The sequence below is a fragment of the Casimicrobium huifangae genome (genome assembly GCF_009746125.1).
GTDB lineage: Bacteria > Pseudomonadota > Gammaproteobacteria > Burkholderiales > Casimicrobiaceae > Casimicrobium > Casimicrobium huifangae.
In genome coordinates this window covers 1,374,840-1,392,943 of sequence record NZ_CP041352.1, presented here as the reverse complement: position 1 = coordinate 1,392,943, position 18,104 = coordinate 1,374,840, and the positions used below count along the sequence as shown (strand labels likewise).

Annotated in this window: 19 protein-coding genes and 2 tRNA genes; 13 read left to right on the top strand and 8 right to left on the bottom strand. The window is 61.2% G+C overall.

The genetic code is table 11. From position 1 onward, the window contains the following. Positions 1 to 135: 135 nt before the first annotated feature. The 8 genes from FKL89_RS06535 to FKL89_RS06505 all read left to right on the top strand — a co-directional run bounded on the left by FKL89_RS06535 (position 136) and on the right by FKL89_RS06505 (position 4,734). Positions 136 to 885, top strand: a complete 750-nt coding sequence (locus tag FKL89_RS06535) for a hypothetical protein (RefSeq protein ID WP_156861992.1) — start codon at positions 136 to 138, stop codon at positions 883 to 885. A gap of 125 nt (positions 886 to 1,010) precedes the next feature. Further along, positions 1,011 to 1,235 (top strand): helix-turn-helix transcriptional regulator, encoded by a 225-nt coding sequence (locus FKL89_RS06530; RefSeq protein ID WP_156861991.1) that lies wholly within the window; start codon positions 1,011 to 1,013, stop codon positions 1,233 to 1,235. A gap of 434 nt (positions 1,236 to 1,669) precedes the next feature. Continuing rightward, positions 1,670 to 1,852, top strand: a complete 183-nt coding sequence (locus FKL89_RS20160) for a hypothetical protein (RefSeq protein ID WP_162527416.1) — start codon at positions 1,670 to 1,672, stop codon at positions 1,850 to 1,852. Next, a complete protein-coding gene (locus FKL89_RS06525) occupies positions 1,845 to 2,246 on the top strand; it encodes a DNA primase (RefSeq protein WP_238363512.1) in 402 nt (133 codons plus the stop codon). Before FKL89_RS20160 ends, FKL89_RS06525 begins: the two co-directional genes overlap by 8 nt. Continuing rightward, complete coding sequence (locus FKL89_RS06520) at positions 2,243 to 3,448, top strand: AAA family ATPase (protein ID WP_156861990.1); 1,206 nt, start codon at positions 2,243 to 2,245, stop codon at positions 3,446 to 3,448. The genes FKL89_RS06525 and FKL89_RS06520 overlap by 4 nt, the downstream gene beginning before the upstream one ends. Positions 3,449 to 3,450: 2 nt before the next feature. Next, entirely contained in the window at positions 3,451 to 4,038 is a 588-nt protein-coding gene (locus tag FKL89_RS06515; RefSeq protein ID WP_156861989.1) for a hypothetical protein, read from the top strand. Next, a complete protein-coding gene (locus tag FKL89_RS06510; RefSeq protein ID WP_156861988.1) occupies positions 4,025 to 4,462 on the top strand; it encodes a hypothetical protein in 438 nt (145 codons plus the stop codon). Before FKL89_RS06515 ends, FKL89_RS06510 begins: the two co-directional genes overlap by 14 nt. Next, positions 4,459 to 4,734, top strand: coding sequence for a hypothetical protein (locus FKL89_RS06505; RefSeq protein WP_156861987.1), 276 nt, complete (start codon positions 4,459 to 4,461; stop codon positions 4,732 to 4,734). Before FKL89_RS06510 ends, FKL89_RS06505 begins: the two co-directional genes overlap by 4 nt. A gap of 46 nt (positions 4,735 to 4,780) precedes the next feature. Here FKL89_RS06505 and FKL89_RS06500 read toward each other — a convergent pair whose 3' ends face one another. From FKL89_RS06500 to alaC, 6 genes are all read right to left on the bottom strand, one after another. Beyond that, positions 4,781 to 6,004: a hypothetical protein gene (locus FKL89_RS06500; RefSeq protein ID WP_156861986.1), complete on the bottom strand. Its 1,224-nt coding sequence runs from the start codon at positions 6,002 to 6,004 to the stop codon at positions 4,781 to 4,783. A gap of 407 nt (positions 6,005 to 6,411) precedes the next feature. After that, a tRNA-Arg gene (locus FKL89_RS06495) sits at positions 6,412 to 6,489 on the bottom strand. 67 nt (positions 6,490 to 6,556) lie between these two features. Beyond that, entirely contained in the window at positions 6,557 to 7,612 is a 1,056-nt protein-coding gene (locus FKL89_RS06490) for an ABC transporter ATP-binding protein (protein ID WP_156861985.1), read from the bottom strand. 86 nt (positions 7,613 to 7,698) lie between these two features. Then, complete coding sequence (gene thrC, locus FKL89_RS06485) at positions 7,699 to 9,120, bottom strand: threonine synthase (RefSeq protein WP_156861984.1); 1,422 nt, start codon at positions 9,118 to 9,120, stop codon at positions 7,699 to 7,701. Then, entirely contained in the window at positions 9,120 to 10,442 is a 1,323-nt protein-coding gene (locus FKL89_RS06480) for a homoserine dehydrogenase (protein WP_156861983.1), read from the bottom strand. The genes thrC and FKL89_RS06480 overlap by 1 nt, the downstream gene beginning before the upstream one ends. Before the next feature lie 232 nt (positions 10,443 to 10,674). Next, entirely contained in the window at positions 10,675 to 11,862 is a 1,188-nt protein-coding gene (alaC, locus tag FKL89_RS06475; protein WP_156861982.1) for an alanine transaminase, read from the bottom strand. 335 nt (positions 11,863 to 12,197) lie between these two features. On the opposite strand from alaC, the gene FKL89_RS06470 reads away from it, so the two are divergent. Further along, positions 12,198 to 12,575, top strand: coding sequence for an Mth938-like domain-containing protein (locus FKL89_RS06470; RefSeq protein WP_156861981.1), 378 nt, complete (start codon positions 12,198 to 12,200; stop codon positions 12,573 to 12,575). 20 nt (positions 12,576 to 12,595) lie between these two features. Here the strand turns inward: FKL89_RS06470 and pgi are convergent, their stop codons facing one another. Together pgi and FKL89_RS06460 are read right to left on the bottom strand one after the other, a co-directional pair. Continuing rightward, a complete protein-coding gene (pgi, locus tag FKL89_RS06465) occupies positions 12,596 to 14,287 on the bottom strand; it encodes a glucose-6-phosphate isomerase (protein WP_238363511.1) in 1,692 nt (563 codons plus the stop codon). Beyond that, entirely contained in the window at positions 14,284 to 15,342 is a 1,059-nt protein-coding gene (locus FKL89_RS06460; RefSeq protein ID WP_156861980.1) for an NAD(P)H-dependent glycerol-3-phosphate dehydrogenase, read from the bottom strand. The genes pgi and FKL89_RS06460 overlap by 4 nt, the downstream gene beginning before the upstream one ends. Before the next feature lie 88 nt (positions 15,343 to 15,430). On the opposite strand from FKL89_RS06460, the gene FKL89_RS06455 reads away from it, so the two are divergent. The 4 genes from FKL89_RS06455 to FKL89_RS06440 all read left to right on the top strand — a co-directional run bounded on the left by FKL89_RS06455 (position 15,431) and on the right by FKL89_RS06440 (position 18,082). Continuing rightward, positions 15,431 to 15,506 (top strand) — tRNA-Arg (locus FKL89_RS06455). 319 nt (positions 15,507 to 15,825) lie between these two features. Then, the gene (locus tag FKL89_RS06450) at positions 15,826 to 17,442 is read left to right on the top strand and encodes an FAD-dependent oxidoreductase (protein WP_156861979.1); all 1,617 of its coding nucleotides are present in this window, start codon (positions 15,826 to 15,828) and stop codon (positions 17,440 to 17,442) included. Further along, positions 17,439 to 17,618, top strand: coding sequence for a hypothetical protein (locus tag FKL89_RS06445; RefSeq protein ID WP_156861978.1), 180 nt, complete (start codon positions 17,439 to 17,441; stop codon positions 17,616 to 17,618). The genes FKL89_RS06450 and FKL89_RS06445 overlap by 4 nt, the downstream gene beginning before the upstream one ends. After that, entirely contained in the window at positions 17,615 to 18,082 is a 468-nt protein-coding gene (locus tag FKL89_RS06440; RefSeq protein ID WP_156861977.1) for a MarR family winged helix-turn-helix transcriptional regulator, read from the top strand. Before FKL89_RS06445 ends, FKL89_RS06440 begins: the two co-directional genes overlap by 4 nt. Positions 18,083 to 18,104 lie beyond the last annotated feature (22 nt).

Genomic DNA, 18,104 nt, shown 5'->3' with positions numbered 1-18,104 from the left:
CGTCAAGAAAGCAACGAGTCAGCCCCGGTAACGGGATTAGAACGAGTTGCCGCGCCTAGCCGTAACTGGCGAAACCCGGGAAGCAAGCCCGGCTTGCGCGGAATTCATATCGGACAACACGAGGCGAATGTTGTGGTGAATGAAAAATCAGGGCAAAAATCGGTACAAATCCGAACAACTCCAGCAGAGCGGAAGGCTATACGCGAACTGGCCGACAGACTTGAGAATGACTGGATAGGGCAAGATGATCGGAACGCCGCAGCAGCCTTGCTTCGACGGATGACCGGCATGGACGTTGATGGGGCAGCAGTCGCACGGGGGCGTCCAAGAAAGCGGACATCCACCGAGTCCCTTTCGCCTGAGTACGAATCAGCTGTCGTTCACGTTTTGATTCGGCGCATTGTCCACGGTGAAAGCTACCAAGACGCGATTTTTAGCGCCGCAGAGAAACAAGCGAGGTCAGAGCGGACTATCAGCAACCACTACAGCCAATTCGTGCGAGACATGGCGCAAATTGGCTTGTCAACGGACCCGGTCGCACGAGCACCGCTAGCGTTGAAAGAGTTCCTCTCGCTCCTGGAGCGGCCAGACAATTTAGACTGCGGCGCAATCGTTCGACACGCGGTATCACTGGGCACCCAATGCGCGCTCGACAAACAAGGTATTGAGCGCCCGATTAGACCTATCGCTTCTTTGACTCCTGACTTTGCAGCGATGGAAGCGGCCGTCTTGGGGAGTGTCATCTCCTACTTTCTGAATACAGCTTTTCCTAAAGGCGCTGCTCGTCGGCAGTTGCGAGACGATGCTGAAAAACTGGCATTCACGGAAGCTTTCGCGCGTCTAAAAGACCTCAAAGACCTTATTGCAGCAGCAAGAAATAATTGATGAATTGATTGCAGTGACACCGGTCACTGCAATTCCTATTGTTCTTCCTGACACGCAGAGACCTCTGTGTCCCTACGTGGATTTCGGGCGAAAGCCCCGTGTTAACTCACAAGGAAGAACTCACAATGCAGACTCCATCCCTTTGGCGCCTTCCCCGCGTGCTTGACTGCACCGGACAGTCTCGCGCCCTCTTTCTCAAGAACGTCCAACAAAAACGAGCCCCGCAGCCGGTGCGTATCGGCGGTTCGCGGCGCGCGGTTGCTTGGGTCAGCGACGAAATCGCCGCTTACATCCGAGAGCAGATCGAAGCGCGCGACGGCACGAACCCTAGCCAGCACAGCGCAGCATGACGGGCATCAGACCTGCCAGCTATTCGCTTCGCTCCCACCACAAAAAAAAGAGCCCGCGCATGGCGGGCTGCTTAAGAGATTGATTTCAAAGATGAATTTTACAGAAAACACATTTCCACGCAAACCCCTCCCGGCACTCGCTCACTACGTCGTTGATCGCGTCATATGCGGCAACCCGCCGGATGTGGTGCATGTCTTGCTCACGAACCCGACAGAAGCTATGACAGCGACCGCAGGCGTAGACGCAATTGTGTGCGCGCCTGGAGGTAACCCGCTCGTCTATAGGTGGTCTTGGACACAGGGACATGACGTCGAAATCCACGTTGCCACGTACGAGCAAAGAGCGCTCGCGCGCGTGCTGCGCGACCACCTAACAGAGCAAGCCGTTGCATCGGTAGGCATTGTCGGCCATGGCGAGGCGCAGGAGGCAGCATATGCAGCCTAGTTACGAAATTCTTCGTAGCGCCTTTGCGCAACGCGGTTTCGGCCTGTTGCGTTCAAAAGGGTCGAACGGTGCCGAATCCTACACGGCGACTTGGGGCCTTGTCTGGCGACCGCTCGATGACACCCAGGAAGCGCTTGAACTGCTCGCCGAGATTGGAGGCTCCATTGATTGAAGCTCTGTTGTCCCGCGTTTCAAACGTGCGAGCCACCGGTCAGGGCAAATGGGCTGCACGTTGCCCGGCGCATGACGATAAATCACCGTCGCTTGCGATCAAGGAAACGCCAGACGGGACAGTGCTCCTCCATTGTTTTGCCGGTTGCAGTGTCCACGAGATCACCAGCGCCGTCGGCATCGAGCTAAGCGACCTTTTCCCGAAGACCGAGAGCGGCAAACCGCAGCGCAAGCCGTGGAGCGCGGCAGACGTACTTCGCGCCGTCCAACATGAAGCGCTGACTATCGGCGTCATTGCCGGGACGATGCGCAAAGGCTCTCTATCGTCGGAGGATGACGAGCGCTTAGGTCTGGCAATTTCCCGTGTGCTGAGCGCTGCACAGGTGGCAGTATGAACGGCGTTGTTCATTTGCAATCGGTGCAGCGTGGGCAATCTGCGCTCGACGGCATCGCAAAGAAGCAGCCGCGCATTGTGGCGCCGACGTTTGCCGAAATCGAGATGAAGCCGATCCGCTGGCTATGGTTTGAATATCTCGCTTGCGGGAAGCTGCACATTCTGGCGGGCGCACCCGGCACCGGGAAAACATCGCTTGCGATGACATTAGCGGCAATCGTCACCACGGGCGGACGATGGCCGGACGGCACTAGAGCGCAGCAAGGTAACGTGCTGGTTATCAGCGCAGAGGATGACTGCAGCGACACGCTGAAACCCCGTTTACTAGCCGCTGGTGGCGATCCGTCGCGCGTTCGCATCATCAAGGGACGCACCGACGAAAACGGCGAAGTAGTGTTGTTTGACAGTGCGATGGATCACGACTTGCTCGCGCCTGTGCTGGACGGCGTTCGCCTAATCGTGCTTGACCCGATTGTGTCGGCTGTTGCTGGTGACTCTCACAAGGCATCGGAAGTAAGGCGGGCGCTGGCGCCATGGGTTGCCCTTGCTGAGGCGCACGATATTGCGATTCTTGGAATCAGTCACTTCGGCAAAGGATCAGCAGGCCGCGACGTGACAGAGCGAGTTATCGGCTCGCAAGCATTCGGGGCGCTTGCCCGCGTGGTGCTCGCTACCGCAAAGGACTCAAAAGCCGATGGCGAACTCGACCGGCTGTTAGTCCGTTCGAAATCCAACATCGGGCCAGACGGCGGAGGCTATCGCTACGGGCTTAACCTGAAAGAAATCGCCGACGGCGTAACCGGACAATATGTTGCTTTTGGCGATCCGATAGAGGGATCGGCGCGGGACATTCTGGCATCAGCGGAAGACTACGAACCCGAAGTTGACGACGAAGCACAAGGCGGTCTCGACGACATCTTGCTTGATTTGGTGTCGAACGGTCCCTGCCCAGCGCTGCAAGGGATAAACGAAGCCAAGAAGCACGGCTACAGCGCAACGGCAATCCGCACCGCTCGCGAGCGTTTGGGCATCAAGTCGGTTAAGGACTCCATGCGCGGCGGCTGGGTCTGGCAACAGCCAAGCGCCCACGAAGAAACCGAAAACGGCACGAAGAAACCGAAGAAACAGGCTTTCTTAGAACGGGTTTCTTCGGCTTCTTCGGTTTCTTCGGCGCAGTCTAACGCCGATGCGGAGACGTTTTGACCATGTCTAACGCACTCCAAAGCATCCGGGAACAAGGCTTCGAGCTGGCAGTGTCTGGCGACCGTTTGACGGTTTCCCCTGCCAGTCGCTTGAATGACGAATGGCGGGCCTTTGTTCGGGATCACAAGGCCGAACTGATTGCAGCGCTCGCCATTGAGCAGGCTGCAAACGATACCGCTGCCATTGACACATGGCCGCAGTACCTGAAACGCCTATCGCCAGAACGCATCATTTCGTTGTCGTCAAGCGATGGCGCCTTTATCGAGGTACGCGGCAACGTGGCACGGCTGCACGAGGAAACACCGGAAACAGTCGCGGACATCTGGGCCGATACCGTCAAGACTCACGGCGCAGCACTTGCCGAGCACATCAAAGCAACCCGGCAGTGTGCCAACTGCCGACACCGGATAGCGCCGGGACGCTCGGCGGGCTACTGCACCAGCGATGAGCGGGCAGACCTGGCCCCGTCCGGGCCGCTCGCCCGCGAGCTACCAGACGACAACGGTTTGAACTGCGCAGCCTTTGAACGCTCGCGCCATGCATACACACCGAACAACGAACAGCGAAAGGAACGCTATGAAAGTGACTGAACGACCGGGAAGCGTGCGCCATGTGGGCACGCTGAACGAAGAGATAACGCGGGCGCTATCAGGCATGCCAACGCCTGATGCTGACGAGTATTGGCTCGGCTTTCTTGACCGGGCCACGCTTTGCGACAAGTTGATTTTTGACCTGTGTGCATTGCGTGCTGATTCACCAGGTTATCGGCACAGGCTGCTGACGCTGCGGCAATGGATCGCGCCAGAAAAATTGGACAGCGACATCGAATACCTCCGCACACAAATTGCAATTGCACAGAAAGTCACTCAGGAGGCTATGCGCAATAGCCAAGCGCCGCGCCCTCCGTTGGCGGCATTTCAGGCGGTTTTACCCCCGTGGATTGCGGCTCAAGATCAGGTCAGGAGGAAGCGCGACGAGCAAACGCGCCGCATGCCGTCAGGGGGCCGCCAATGATTGCAGCAATGATTTCTGGACGCCTGAAGGAAAAGGCGAAGTGGCAGATCGTTATGCCCAGGGTAACCACGCTAACGACGGCAACGATGATTGCACCGGATGCCAGCAACCGCGCGCAGGTAATCACGATGGAAACGAACGACGAAGCGCTAGGACTTGAGCTGCGACGGTTGGGCGAAGGCGACATGCTCACCGCAACCGGGGAAATCAGTGTTCAGACGACCGGTAAGGTACACATGCGTGTGCGCTTGGTGACGACCATAACGGTCTGAAGGAGAACCGCGCAAAAATTGCATTTCTGCTCTTTAAGGACCTAGATCACTGCTTCGTCCCGAGGAACACATAGGCATTTGTTCTGCCAGCATCCAACGTAATCACATTCAACGAACGACTTGGCGCGTCAAAGTAGGCGCCACCGGACAACGTGATCGACGGCCCGCAAAGCGCGCTCGATATTGTCGCTACCGTCACACGGTACGCATTAGCGCCACTCACAGGGGTGATGCTGCCTGTAAAGGAACATCCGCTCGCAGTCACGCCGAGCACGGACCCGGTTGCTTGAATTGAAACCGTTGTGGCAGTGTTACTACCCAACATGATCCCGGTGCCGGTGTACGCGCCAGCAATCGTCCCCAAACTTGGTTGAAGTTCGATGTTCGCGTTGTAGCGCGCGTTGAATGACGTTGATTGGCCGAGCGAAGGGTAAGAGATCATCCCGGCTATCTGATTGCGTTGGGAATAAGTTCCGCTGACGCCAGCATCGAAGTAGCGCGCAAACTCGAACGAAAAATCTCGCGCGCCGCTACTGCTCGCAAAGGTGCTAGAGGTCCAACTAATCTGCGAGTAGACAACCCCGGAGAGGAAGTTGCGACCGGCCGTGTCGGTGTACATCACCCACGATTCACCTGACGGCAAGATGATCGCGAACACGTTTCGGTTTGTATTGGTGGTCCCGATCCAATATCCGGCCGCTGAACTTGCCGGTGCTGCCCCGGCAACGTCGGTCACAGACGTCGAACAGAAAACGATACCTTCGCCAGTCCAGCCAAGTCGCACCATGCTGGCGTACGTGTCGAAACTGGTCGCGTAGCGGTGATTGGGCGTCTTTCCCCCTGCCGCCGGACGAAACGCACGGTAGACAGGATGCGGCGCGCTAGCGGGGCACGTTGCCGCCGTGGACTTATCGATTGAAAAATCGAGTCCTTCATACGAAAAGCCAACAGGCAGCAACGACGCGAGTAGCTCGCAGTCACCGCCGGTGGTTCCGTAGAAATGGCTACTGGTGAATGGCGACGGGATGGATATGTAGTATCGGCAAACGCTTGGCCTGCCGAGGAGCGCCCCCGTAGACGCCGGAGTCGCAGCGAACGTCATTCCGGTTCTGCGGAACCCGGACGCCTTATCCAACACGGCTTGCTCATCAGCCCGCCCGGTGATGAAGTAGGCGTCTAGGCTGGTGTTCTGGTATTCAACGACCGAGACCTGTTGCGCAGACACGAGCCCGACGAATAGAGCTGCTAGACAGGCGACAAATTGACGCATTTGAAGAGCCTCCGGTATGGCGGCTAGATTCTGCGGGTTCGATCAGCGCATTGCAATGTCCGATACGTCCTTCAATCCCCGCGACGTATTTCCCGATTCCGCGCACAGGCACGCGCGCGAGGGCAACAAAACCATTGAAAATCAGAGACTTAATCGAAGAATCAAAGGGTTTTGAGTCAGTTCAACAAAGGCTAGCCGGATCATTGGGTTCGGCATCGGCACCATTAGGCGCCTGTCATGACCGCGCGAATGCGTGTAGGGTGCCCCAAGTGCATACGATCCGCGCAGGTGTACGCGCGCGAGGGCTTCGATTACCAGCAAAACTGCAGAGGTATCGCGGCAGGTATCGTGATCGCCGAAATGAAAAAAGGGTTAGCAGCTATTAACTTGCTAACCCTTTGTGTGTATGGCGCGGCTGGCAGGAATTGAACCCACGACCCCTTGGTTCGTAGCCAAGTACTCTAATCCAACTGAGCTACAGCCGCTGAGCTTTGAATTATAACCAGAAAGCGGGGCCGCCGTCAAAAACACGGCGTCGGAGCCGACCTGGCGTCAGAACGCGACGACGTGGTCCAGCTCGACGCGAACGCCGATCGCCTCGCCGATGCGGTGATTGTGGTGGCTGGGCACCAGCGCCAGCACGTGCCGGCCGCTCGGCAGCTCCAGCGTGTAGAGGAACTGCGCCCCGCGAAATGCGCGGGCAACGACCTTTGCCGTCGCGGTGCTGGCGTCATCGTGAATCACATCGTCGGGCCGCAGCAGCAGCTCGATTTCGTCGCCCGGCGCGCGCGTCGTGAGCTCGCTCAGTGCCATCGGGCCAAGTTCGCTGTCGAGGCAGCCGGCATCGACAACGCGCGCGGGCAGGAACACCCCCTCGCCCACAAAATCCGCAATGAAGCGGGACGACGGCCGGTGATAGAGGTTGTAGGCGGTGTCCCATTGTTCGAGGTGACCATCGCGCAGCACGCCGATCTCGTCGGCCAGCGCGAAGGCCTCATGCTGATCATGCGTCACCAGCAGCGCCGTGGCGTGGGCCTCGGACAGCGAGGCACGCACCTCTGCGGAGAGGCGCTGCCGCGTTTCGATATCGAGATTCGAGAACGGCTCGTCGAAAAGAACGAGTTTGGGCTTAAGCACCAGCGCGCGGGCCAGTGCTACGCGTTGCTGCTGGCCACCTGAAAGCTCGTGCGGATAGGCGTGCGCGGTGTCGCGCAGGCGCACCAGTTCCAGCGCCTCCTGCACGCGCGCATCGCGTTCGCGCGACGCCAGCTTGTTGAGCCCGAAACCGACGTTGCCGGCAACGTCGAGGTGCGGGAACAAGGCGTAGTCCTGAAACACCACGCCAACGCCGCGATCTTCGGGCTCGATGTGGGTGCGCCCGTCCGCCACGATGCGCTCGCCGATGCGGATGGTGCCGTTGCCAGTGGGTTCCAGTCCTGCAACGCAGCGTAGCAGTGTCGTCTTGCCGCAACCGGATGGCCCGAGCAGGCAGCCCACGCGGCCGGCCTCAACCCGAAAGCTTACATCGTGCAGCGTGTCCCGCGCCTGCTCGCGACCGCGCGGCGGATAACGGTGGCTGAGGTGGCTGACTTCGAGGGAGTTGGGCATGCACGCATTGTAGGAGGGGCTCTGCCCAGACGGCGCCGCCCCTACCCTGCGTCGACGCGGGTCGCGGCGGAGCCGCTCCTGCAAACTTATCGACCGGCGATGATCGCCTTCACGCGCTCGACATCCGGCGCGATCTGCACCACGCGCAGCGGCAACTTCATCATTGCCTGCTGGTCGGCAGTGAGCGGCGGCTCAAAGCCCACGGCGTCCTTCACCGTGTCGGCAAACTTTACCGGCAGTGCCGTTTCGAGCACGATCATCGGTACGCCTGGCTTCACCAGCGGACGAGCGACTTTCACCGCGTCGGCGGTGTGGGTGTCGATCAGACTACCAGTCTTCTCATACACCTCGCGGATGGTAGCGAGGCGATCGGCGTGCGTACTGGTACCGGCTACAAAGCCGAAGCGTTCGCGCAGGCCTTTCCACTCCGCAGTCTGCGACACGTCGAACGCACGGCCCTGATCAACCTCGCGCCAGAGCGCCGCAACGCGCGCCGCGTCGTTGTTGAACAGGTGGTAGACGAAGCGCTCGAAGTTCGAGGCTTTCGAGATGTCCATCGACGGGCTCGATGTCTCGAATGTTTCCTTGCTCGGGCGCGGCCGATAGACGCCTGTATTGAAGAACTCGGCGAGCACGTTGTTCTCGTTGGTCGCGAGCACCAGTGTGTCAATCGGCAGGCCCATCTCGCGGGCGATATGGCCGGCGAGAATGTTGCCGAAATTGCCGGACGGCACGGCGAACGAAACCTTCTGCGCGTTCGCCGTCGTCGCCGCGAGATAGCCCTTGACGTAGTAGACCACCTGCGCCGAGATGCGGCCCCAGTTGATCGAATTCACGGTGCCGATGTTGTACTGTCGCTTGAACGCGAGGTCGTTCGACACCGCCTTCACGATGTCCTGGCAATCGTCGAACACGCCTTCCACCGCGATGTTGTGGATGTTGGCGTCCTGCAGCGAGTACATCTGCGCGCGCTGGAACGCACTCATACGGCCTGCGGGCGAGAGCATGAAAACGTTGACGCCCTTGCGCCCGCGCATCGCGTATTCCGCCGCGCTGCCGGTATCGCCGCTCGTAGCGCCAAGGATGTTCAGCGTCTGGTTGCGACGGCCCAGCTCAAACTCGAACAACCGCCCGAGCAGCTGCATCGCCATGTCCTTGAAGGCCAGCGTCGGCCCGTTCGACAGGGCCTCGATCTGCATGCCTGGCGCGTAGCCGTCAATCTTGCGCAGCGGCGTGATGTCGTCGGTGCCGAACACTTCCTTCGTGTACGTCGCCTTCGTCAACGCGGCCAGCGTGGCGGAATCGATGTCATCGGTCGCGATGAACTTCGAGAGCACTGCATGCGCCAGCGCGTGATACGGCAGCGCGCGCCAGGCGGTGAGCTCTGCGTCGGTGATCTTCGGCAGCGTCTCGGGCAGCATCAGGCCGCCGTCCTCGGCAAGGCCGGAAAGCAGAACCTGACTGAACGATTGTCGCGCCGGGTGGCCGCGGGTGGAGAGGTACTGCATCACGCCAGATTCTCCAGCCGCAGCAACACGATCTTGCCACGCGTACTCGGCTGCGCCTCAATCGCTGCGATGGCACGCTTGACGTTCTTCTCGATCGTCTCATGCGTGAGCAGAATGATGTCGGTCTGCGCTTCGCCCTCGGCGGGCTCCTTTTGCAGCATCGCATCGATGGAGATGTTGTTGTCCGCGAGCACGCGCGTGATGTCGGCCAGCACACCCGGCTTGTCATCCACGCGCAGGCGCAGGTAGTACGAAGTTTCCACTTCGTCAATCGGCAGCACCGGCTCACTGCCGATGCGGTCCGGCTGGAACGCGAGGTAGGGCACACGATGGTTGACGTCGGCGTCGATCAGTCGCGCGACATCCACCAGATCTGCAATTACGGCCGACGCTGTAGGTTGCGCCCCGGCCCCGGCGCCGTAGTACAGCGTGGCACCGACGGCGTCGCCCTTCACCAGCACCGCATTCATCACGCCTTCGACATTGGCGATCAGTCGCTTGGCCGGGATCAGCGTCGGGTGTACGCGCAATTCGAAACCCGCGTCACTGCCATCACCGCGGCGGCGGGCAATGCCGAGCAGCTTGATGCGGTAGCCCATCTCCTCGGCGTAGCGGATGTCGATGGCTTCAATTTTGGTGATGCCTTCAACGTGGGCCTTGTCGAACGACAGCGGAATGCCAAACGCCAGCGCCGCAAGGATGCTGATTTTGTGACCTGCATCGACGCCTTCGATATCAAACGTCGGGTCGGCCTCGGCATAGCCCTTGGCCTGCGCTTCCTTCAGCACGTCAGCAAAGGCGAGGCCCTTGCTGCGCATCTCGGAGAGGATGAAGTTGGTGGTGCCGTTGATGATGCCGGCGATCCATTCGATGCGGTTGGCGACGAGGCCTTCGCGCAGCGCCTTGATGATCGGAATGCCACCGGCAACGGCGGCCTCAAACGCGACGATGACGCCCTTGGCGCGCGCAGCGGCAAAGATCTCATTGCCATGCAATGCGAGCAGTGCCTTGTTGGCGGTGACCACGTGCTTGCCATTGTTGATGGCTTCCAGTATCAGTTGCTTGGCAACGCCGTAACCGCCGATCAGTTCGACGACGACGTCAATGTCCGGATTGCGCACCACGCCGAAAGCATCATCGGTCACCGTTGCACGACCCGCCACCACCTGATTCGCCAGTGCGGTGTTCTTGTCGGCAACGTGGGTAATGGTGATCGGACGCCCGGCGCGACGTGAAATTTCTTCGGCGTTGCGGGTGAGCACGTCAAACGTGCCGCCGCCCACTGTGCCGATGCCGAGGAGTCCGATTCTGAGAGGTTTCATAAGGTATTTCCGTGAGGACGACGCGCTGACGCGCTAAGACGACGCCCAGCTTCGCGGGCTAGGACGACGCGCTTCGCGCTAGGACGCGAGCAGATGTTGAGTGCGTTCTTGATTCGCATAGTGTGTGAATACGATCCTGGTCGCAAGCCTTGCGTCCTAGGCGGCGAAGCAAGCCGTCGTCCTAGCGAGCGAAGCGAGCGTCGTCCTCTCGTCCTGCTGTAGCGCAACAGCGCTATAGCAAGCCATCCTTCTTGAACATTTCCTTGATACCGCGCACCGCCTGACGGGAGCGCGCTTCATTTTCGATCAGCGCGAAGCGCACGTGGGTGTCGCCATATTGCCCGAAGCCAATGCCGGGCGACACGCTGACCTTGGCGTCGGCCAGCAGTTTTTTGGCGAACTCCAGCGAGCCCATCTTCATGTACGGCTCGGGAATCTTTGCCCAGATGTACATGCTGGCCTTCGGGTTGTCGACCATCCAGCCCGCTTCATGCAGGCCTTTCACCATTACGTTGCGACGAGATTCGTATTTCTGGCGGATTTCTTCCACACAATCCTGCGGGCCTTCAAGCGCGGCGATGCTTGCCACCTGAATCGGCGTGAAAGTGCCGTAATCGTTGTAGCCCTTGATGCGGCCGAGCGCGCTGACCAGATGCGGATTACCCACCATGAAGCCCACGCGCCAGCCGGCCATGTTGTAGCTTTTGCTCATGGTAAAGAACTCGACGGCAACCTCTTTGGCGCCCTTCACCTGCATGATGCTCGGCGCCTTGTAGCCATCGAAGCCGAGGTCGGCGTAGGCAAGGTCATGCACGACCCAGATGCCATGCTCTTTGGCCAGTGCGACGATCTTTTCAAAGAACGGCAGATCGACGCACATGGCAGTCGGGTTCGACGGAAACCCGAGGATCAGCATCTTCGGCTTCGGGAAGCTTTCGCGAATGGCGCGCTCGATCTCTTCGAAGAAATCCACGTCTTCGGTCATGCGCACGCTGCGGATGTCCGCACCCGCGATAATCGCGCCGTAGATGTGGATCGGGTAGCTCGGGTTCGGCACCAGTGCGGTGTCACCACGATCCAGCGTGGCGAGCATCAGGTGCGCGAGGCCCTCTTTCGAGCCGATGGTGACGATGGCTTCAGTTTCCGGATCAATCCAGGCGCCGTAGCGCTGGGCATACCAGTTGGCGATGGCCTTGCGCAGACGCGGGATGCCTTTTGAAACGCTGTAGCCGTGGGTGTCGCCGCGTTGCGCGGTTTCAACCAGCTTGTCGACGATGTGCTTGGGCGTGGGGCCGTCGGGGTTGCCCATGCCGAAATCGATGATGTCTTCGCCCTTGCGGCGGGCAGCCATCTTCAGATCAGTGGTGATCGCAAAAACGTAAGGGGGAAGGCGCTTGATGCGCGAGAACTCGGTTTGCATCGCAGAATCCTGGTGCGGGGATTTGAACTTACCCCTCCTCGATCCAACAGAAATCTGGCAGACGAAGGGGGCACCTAAGCGATTGATGTTACAGGGAAAAGCGACTTGCCGCAACGCAGCATTGGGCGGCTGGACAGCGTGCACTGGGACAGCAGCTTTTTGTTGCAAAGACTATTTCATTGGGCTCAGGGGTACTTTTTTACTCAAAGTCGACTTTTTGGCATTTGCCGTTTCAAGCCCATATACAGCGGTCTTTTCGTCCACAAGATGCTCCGATCAAATGCTCGCGGATAATTCGCTGCTGACCACTGCAACACATCAGGAGACGGGCGCCCATGGCGATGAAATTTCAGCGCGAGGCTGCAAGCGCATACGCGATCACCGCCTACACCGTCGGGTCGGTGACGGTGGGTGGCGTCGAGCATCGCCAGAGCGTGCGCCTGTCGCACCGCGAAGCTGCCGCGCCGTGGCCAGTGGCCGCGTTTGCCGAGATCAGCTCAGAGGCGATCGCGCAGGCAACCAACGTGGGCGCCGAAATCGTGCTGATCGGCACTGGCCGCGCGTTGCGCTTCCCCAAGCCCGACGCCCTGCGCCCGCTGATCGAGGCACGCATCGGCTACGAAGTGATGGACACCAGCGCTGCCTGCCGCACCTACAACGTGCTGCTCGGCGAAGGGCGGCAGGTGGCGGCGTTGTTGCTGTTCGAAGCTTAGACCCGGCTGATCGGCGAACGTTAGCGGCGATCCGCCATCGCCGCGATCGCCCGCTGCATCAGCGCCTGTGTTGACGCATCGTGCACGCCGGTAACGGCGCCTGCAGCAAGTTCAGTATCAATCGTTTTCGCCAGTTGCTTGCCAAGCTCCACGCCCCACTGGTCGAACGAATTGATGCCCCAGATCACGCCCTGCACGAACACCTTGTGCTCGTAGAGAGCGATCAGCGCGCCCAGCGAGCATGGCGACAGCTCCGGAAGCAAAATGGTGTTGCTCGGACGGTTGCCGGTGAAGGTGCGGTGCGGCACCAGCGCTTCAATCTCGGCCTCCGCCATGCCGGTGGCGCGCATTTCCGCACGCACGGTGTCTGCGGATTTGCCGCACATCAGCGCTTCCGACTGCGCAAAGCAGTTGGCCAGCAGCACACGATGATGCTCGGGCGAGGTCCCGGTCAGCGCCAGCGAGGCGATGAAATCCACCGCCATCAGGCCGGTGCCCTGATGCAGCAACTGGAAGTAGGCATGCTGCCCGTTGCTGCCCGGTTCGCCCCAGATGGCACTGCCACTCGTCGTTGCCAGCGGCGTGCCGTCGAGGGCGACGGATTTGCCGTTGCTCTCCATTTCAAGTTGCTGCAGATAGGCGGGCAACCGCCGCAAATCCTGCGCATACGGCGCCACGCAAAGACTGCTGGCGCCGAGAAAATTGCCGTTCCAGATGCCCACCAGCGCCAGCACACAGGGCATGTTGCTGGCAAGTGGCGCGGTGACGAAATGTTCGTCCATCGCGTGCGCGCCTGCAAGCAGCTCAGCAAAGGCATCGCCGCCGATGGCGATCATCACGCTCAGGCCGACTGCCGACCACAGTGAATAACGCCCGCCGACCCAGTCCCAGAAGCGGAAGCAATTGGTGCTGGCGATGCCGAACGCACCAGCGGCAGGCAGATTGGTAGTCACCGCGACGAAGTGCTGGCCAACATCGGCCTGCTGCGCGCCGCTGGCCAGGAACCACTCCCGCGCGCGACGGGCGTTCATGATCGTTTCCTGCGTGGTGAACGTCTTCGACGACACGATGAACAGGGTCGTCGCCGCATTGAGCCCCGCCAGCACGCGATCAAGATCGCCGCCATCGACGTTGGAGACAAAGTGTGTCCTGAGCCGCGGGTGGATGTCGCGTCGCAGCGCCTCGCACACCATCTGCGGGCCAAGATCGGAACCACCGATGCCAATGTTCACGACATCGGTGATCGCCTGCCCGGTGCGCCCGCGCCACGCGCCGGCGCGTACCTGCTCGCTGAACGCGCGCATGCGGGCCAGCTCGGCGTGCACGGCGGGAACCACATCAACGCCATCAACGATGTGTTGCCGCGCGCCAACCGCCGGTTCGCGCAGGGCGACATGCAGCACGGCGCGGTGCTCGGTCGTGTTGACCTTCTCGCCGGCGAACATCGCATCGCGGCGGCCCGCCACGTTGCGTTCGGCTGCGAGCGCCAGCAGCAGTTGCATGGTCTGCGTGTCGATGCGCTGCTTGGAGTAATCCAGCGTCAGCCCGGCGGCATCAATACTGAAACGGCTGGCGCGCTCCGGGTCAAGCGCAAAGGCGCCGGCGACGCGGAAGCCGGTCTCCTTCTGCCTGTCAGCATGGCGGAGCAGCGCCTGCCAGGCACTGGAGGTGGCTGGATTGAGATGCCCTGCAAGCATCGCTGCGGCGCTCATTTGGCTTCGGCCCGCACCGAGCGCGATGCCAGCGTGGCAAACGCCTCGCGCGGTGTCATGCGGCCGTCAATCACGGCACAGGCGACCTCGGTGATCGGCATCGCGACGCCGTAGCGCTGCGCCAGGCGATGCACCTCGGGGGCGGCCTTGATGCCTTCCACCACCTGCTGGATTTCGGCGGTCGCTTCCGCGACGCTTTTGCCGCTGGCCAGCAGCAAGCCCATACGCCGGTTGCGCGACTGGTTGTCGGTGCAAGTGAGCACCAGATCGCCCAGACCGGCGAGACCCATCAGCGTCTCTGCCTGCGCGCCCATCTTGTCGCCCAGACGCCGGATTTCGGCAAGGCCGCGGGTGATCAGCAGGCTGCGTGCGTTAGCGCCAAAGCCCAAACCGTCGGACGTGCCGGCAGCAATGGCGATCACGTTCTTGGCTGCGCCACCGAGTTCGACGCCGATCACGTCACTACCGGTGTAGGCACGAAAGCCACCGCCGTTCAGGCGATGCGCAATGCGCTCTGCGAATGCCGCATCCTTTGACGCGATGATCACTGCCGTCGGCAGGCCGTGGCCCAGCTCTGCGGCAAAGGTGGGGCCGGACAGCACAGCATAGGGATGCATCGGCCCGAGCACATCGGCCGCCACCTCGTGTGACAGCTTGCCGGTGCCCGGCTCAAAGCCCTTGCAGGCAATCACCACGCCCTGACGCGCGCCGTCACCATCACCGAGACGCGGTTTCAGCGTCTCCAGTGTGCCGCGCAGGGCATGGCTGGGTGTCGCGATGATGATGTCCTGGGCGTCGCGCAGCGCAGCATCGAGGTCGGCGGTGGCGACCAGCGTCGCCGGGAACTCGCAGTCGGTCAGATAGCGCGGATTGCGCCGCGTACGTTCAGCGTCCTGCATGGCCGTGACGTCGCGCCCCCAGAGCCGGGTGCGCGACCCTCGCCGCGCAAGCTGGATGGCGAGCGCGGTGCCGAAAGAGCCAGCGCCCAGCACCGCCACAGGCGTGGCCGCCGGCAACGGCGTGGAAACGGATGCAGCAGCAGCGTTCTCAGTCATGACTGGAAGTGTAGCCACCGTGGTTTGCCGTAGTGCGGCGAACGCGGGATATGTGCCCCACGGCCATTTTTGCCACAATTACTGCTTCGCCCCGGTAGCTCAGTGGATAGAGCTTCCCCCTCCTAAGGGGAAGGTCGGACGTTCGATTCGTCTCCGGGGCGCCACCACCTTCCTTCGCGCACGCCGCTGCGCCTGCCTGCAGCGTCCCACGACACGCCTGCAATCGCGACGGCTATTGCCGGTAGCGGACCACCCGTCAGCCGTAGCCTCGATGCAACGCAGTGAAATCGAGGGCAACTTGTGCTCGCCTGAGATATGCCTCGGTTCCGCTGCGCTTCACTGCATTGCTTCTAAAGCCCGCAAGTCCTGCTGACTAGCAAACGGTTTAGTTGCGTACGCAACTATTTTCAATAATAATTGCGCACGCAACTATTTGTCGTCCTGTTGACGATTTGAAACAGTACCGAATCCGGGAGCGGAACCATGACGTCATCCTCCACAACATCGACATCGCCGCTGCCCGCACGGACGCCGGTGCTGATCGCCGGCGGTGGACCCGTCGGGCTCACCGTCGCCGCGCTGCTGGCGCAGCAGGGAATTGCCTCGACCGTGATCGAGGCCGACAGCAGCTTTTGCGACGGCAGCCGGGCCATCTGCATGTCGCGCCGCTCGCTGGAGATCCTTGGCTGGATTGGCGCCGACAAGCCGATGCTGGACAAGGGGCTCTCGTGGGTGGGTGGGCGCAGCTACTTCCGTGACCGCGAAGTGCTGCATTTCGAGATGCCCGCAGAGCCGACTCAGCGCTTCGGGCCAATGGTCAATATCCAGCAGTATTACGCCGAGGAATTCGCCCATGACGCGGCAATCGCCACCGGCCTTGTCGATGTGCGCTGGTCAACGCGCGTCAGCAACGTAACGCCTCATGGGAACGGAAACACCGTCGAGGTGACCAGCGCCAACGGCAGCACGCATCGCATCGAGGCCGACTGGGTAATCGCCTGCGACGGTGGCCGCAGCACCGTGCGCGAATTGCTCGGACTGCAGTTAAGCGGGATGCAATACGACGGCCGCTACGTGATCGTCGATATCGAACAGGCGACGTCGCGCCCGGTGGAGCGGCTGGCGTGGTTCGATCCGCCGTCGAATCCGGGCTCCACCATCCTGATGCACCGGCAGCCGGACAACGTGTGGCGCATCGACTACCAGATCCGCGACGATGAAGATCCGGCCGAGGCGGTGAAGCCGGAGAACGTGCTACCGCGCGTGCAGAGCCATCTCGACATGATTGGCGAGACGGCACCTTGGAAGCCACTGTGGATCTCGATCTACAACGCCAAATGCCTGACGCTGCCGCAATATCGCCACGGCCGTGTGCTGTTTGCCGGCGATGCCGCGCATCTGGTGCCCATCTTCGGTGTGCGCGGGCTCAATTCGGGGCTCGACGACGCCGGCAACCTGGCGTGGAAACTGGCGGCGGTGTTGCGTGGCGAGGCAGCCGATTCGCTGCTCGACAGTTACTCCATCGAACGTGTCCATGCCGCTCGCGAGAACATCCGTTACGGTGCCAAGAGCACAGAATTCATGGCGCCACCCAACTACGGTTTTCGGCTGATGCGCGAAGCGGCGCTGCGGCTGGCGCTGGAGAACGACAGCGTTCGCTCGCTGGTCAACCCACGGCAGACAACCGCGATTGAGTACGTCGATTCCCCGCTCAATATCGCAGACTTCGGTGCATTCGACGGCGGGCCACATGCCGGGTTGCCAGCGCCCGAGGCAAGTATTCAGACCACCGGCGGCGCGCAGCATCTGAGCGAACTGTTCGGCCAGCATTTCGTGGCGCTCTACTTCGGTGACATCGCACCCGCCACCAAAGGTAGCGGCGGTGTCCGCGTCTACAGTGTTCGCGATACGGTGGCTATTCGCGACGGCGACATTCACGACACCCTAGGGCAGATGCGCGAGCGCTTCGCGGCCGCGCCCGGCACGCTTTACGTGATCCGTCCGGATGGCTACGTGCTCGGCCGCTGGCGCAATGGTCGCGATATCGACATCGCCGCCATCATCGACAAGGCATTGCAGCAGACTACGAGAACCGCATGACCCACGCCGAACTGGACACCACCTACACCGCGCTCGCCGAGGCGATCGCCCGCACCGGCGAAACACGTTCACCACTGTTGCTGGCGACGCTTGCGCTATCACTGCTGGCCGAGCAGCCCGACGCGGCGTCCGCGCTGGCACAGATCACACAGGCTGAACGCCTGAGCAACACATGACCCGGCGGCGGACGACATCAACTGGCGCGGCCGCTGCGCAACCGGCACTGGATCGAACACTCACCTGGCGTCTGCATCGCCTGCACAAGCTGACCGACCTGCAGAGCAACCGTGCCTACGCCGAGCACACCGGCATGTCAATCAGCGATGGTCGATGCCTCGCTGCCATCGGTAGCTTTGCGCCGCTGTCAGTGAATGATCTCGCCGCCCACGCCCACCTGACCAAAGGCCAGGCCAGTCGCGCCGCCCAGGCACTGGTGGACGCCGGATTGGTGAGCAAGACCACGAGTGACGCGGATAGTCGTGGCGTGGTGCTCAACCTCACCGCGCCGGGCAAGGCCGCCTGGCAACGTGTGATGCAACTGATCGCGCAGCGCAACGCAGAGATCTTCGGTTGTTTGAGTGGCGCCGAGCAGCAGCAGCTCAGCGCGCTGCTCGATCGCCTGCTCGCGCACAGCGGCTAGGCGCCCACCCGCCACGCCGCTC

Bases quoted from the DNA above. Each gene is read 5' to 3' on its own strand.
- FKL89_RS06530 (WP_156861991.1), top strand. From the start codon at position 1,011: ATGCAGACTCCATCCCTTTGGCGCCTTCCCCGCGTGCTTGACTGCACC.
- FKL89_RS20160 (WP_162527416.1), top strand. From the start codon at position 1,670: ATGCAGCCTAGTTACGAAATTCTTCGTAGCGCCTTTGCGCAACGCGGT.
- FKL89_RS06520 (WP_156861990.1), top strand. From the start codon at position 2,243: ATGAACGGCGTTGTTCATTTGCAATCGGTGCAGCGTGGGCAATCTGCG.
- FKL89_RS06515 (WP_156861989.1), top strand. From the start codon at position 3,451: ATGTCTAACGCACTCCAAAGCATCCGGGAACAAGGCTTCGAGCTGGCA.
- FKL89_RS06510 (WP_156861988.1), top strand. From the start codon at position 4,025: ATGAAAGTGACTGAACGACCGGGAAGCGTGCGCCATGTGGGCACGCTG.
- FKL89_RS06505 (WP_156861987.1), top strand. From the start codon at position 4,459: ATGATTGCAGCAATGATTTCTGGACGCCTGAAGGAAAAGGCGAAGTGG.
- FKL89_RS06500 (WP_156861986.1), bottom strand. From the start codon at position 6,004: ATGCGTCAATTTGTCGCCTGTCTAGCAGCTCTATTCGTCGGGCTCGTG.
- FKL89_RS06490 (WP_156861985.1), bottom strand. From the start codon at position 7,612: ATGCCCAACTCCCTCGAAGTCAGCCACCTCAGCCACCGTTATCCGCCG.
- thrC (WP_156861984.1), bottom strand. From the start codon at position 9,120: ATGCAGTACCTCTCCACCCGCGGCCACCCGGCGCGACAATCGTTCAGT.
- FKL89_RS06480 (WP_156861983.1), bottom strand. From the start codon at position 10,442: ATGAAACCTCTCAGAATCGGACTCCTCGGCATCGGCACAGTGGGCGGC.
- alaC (WP_156861982.1), bottom strand. From the start codon at position 11,862: ATGCAAACCGAGTTCTCGCGCATCAAGCGCCTTCCCCCTTACGTTTTT.
- FKL89_RS06470 (WP_156861981.1), top strand. From the start codon at position 12,198: ATGGCGATGAAATTTCAGCGCGAGGCTGCAAGCGCATACGCGATCACC.
- pgi (WP_238363511.1), bottom strand. From the start codon at position 14,287: ATGAGCGCCGCAGCGATGCTTGCAGGGCATCTCAATCCAGCCACCTCC.
- FKL89_RS06460 (WP_156861980.1), bottom strand. From the start codon at position 15,342: ATGACTGAGAACGCTGCTGCTGCATCCGTTTCCACGCCGTTGCCGGCG.
- FKL89_RS06450 (WP_156861979.1), top strand. From the start codon at position 15,826: ATGACGTCATCCTCCACAACATCGACATCGCCGCTGCCCGCACGGACG.
- FKL89_RS06445 (WP_156861978.1), top strand. From the start codon at position 17,439: ATGACCCACGCCGAACTGGACACCACCTACACCGCGCTCGCCGAGGCG.
- FKL89_RS06440 (WP_156861977.1), top strand. From the start codon at position 17,615: ATGACCCGGCGGCGGACGACATCAACTGGCGCGGCCGCTGCGCAACCG.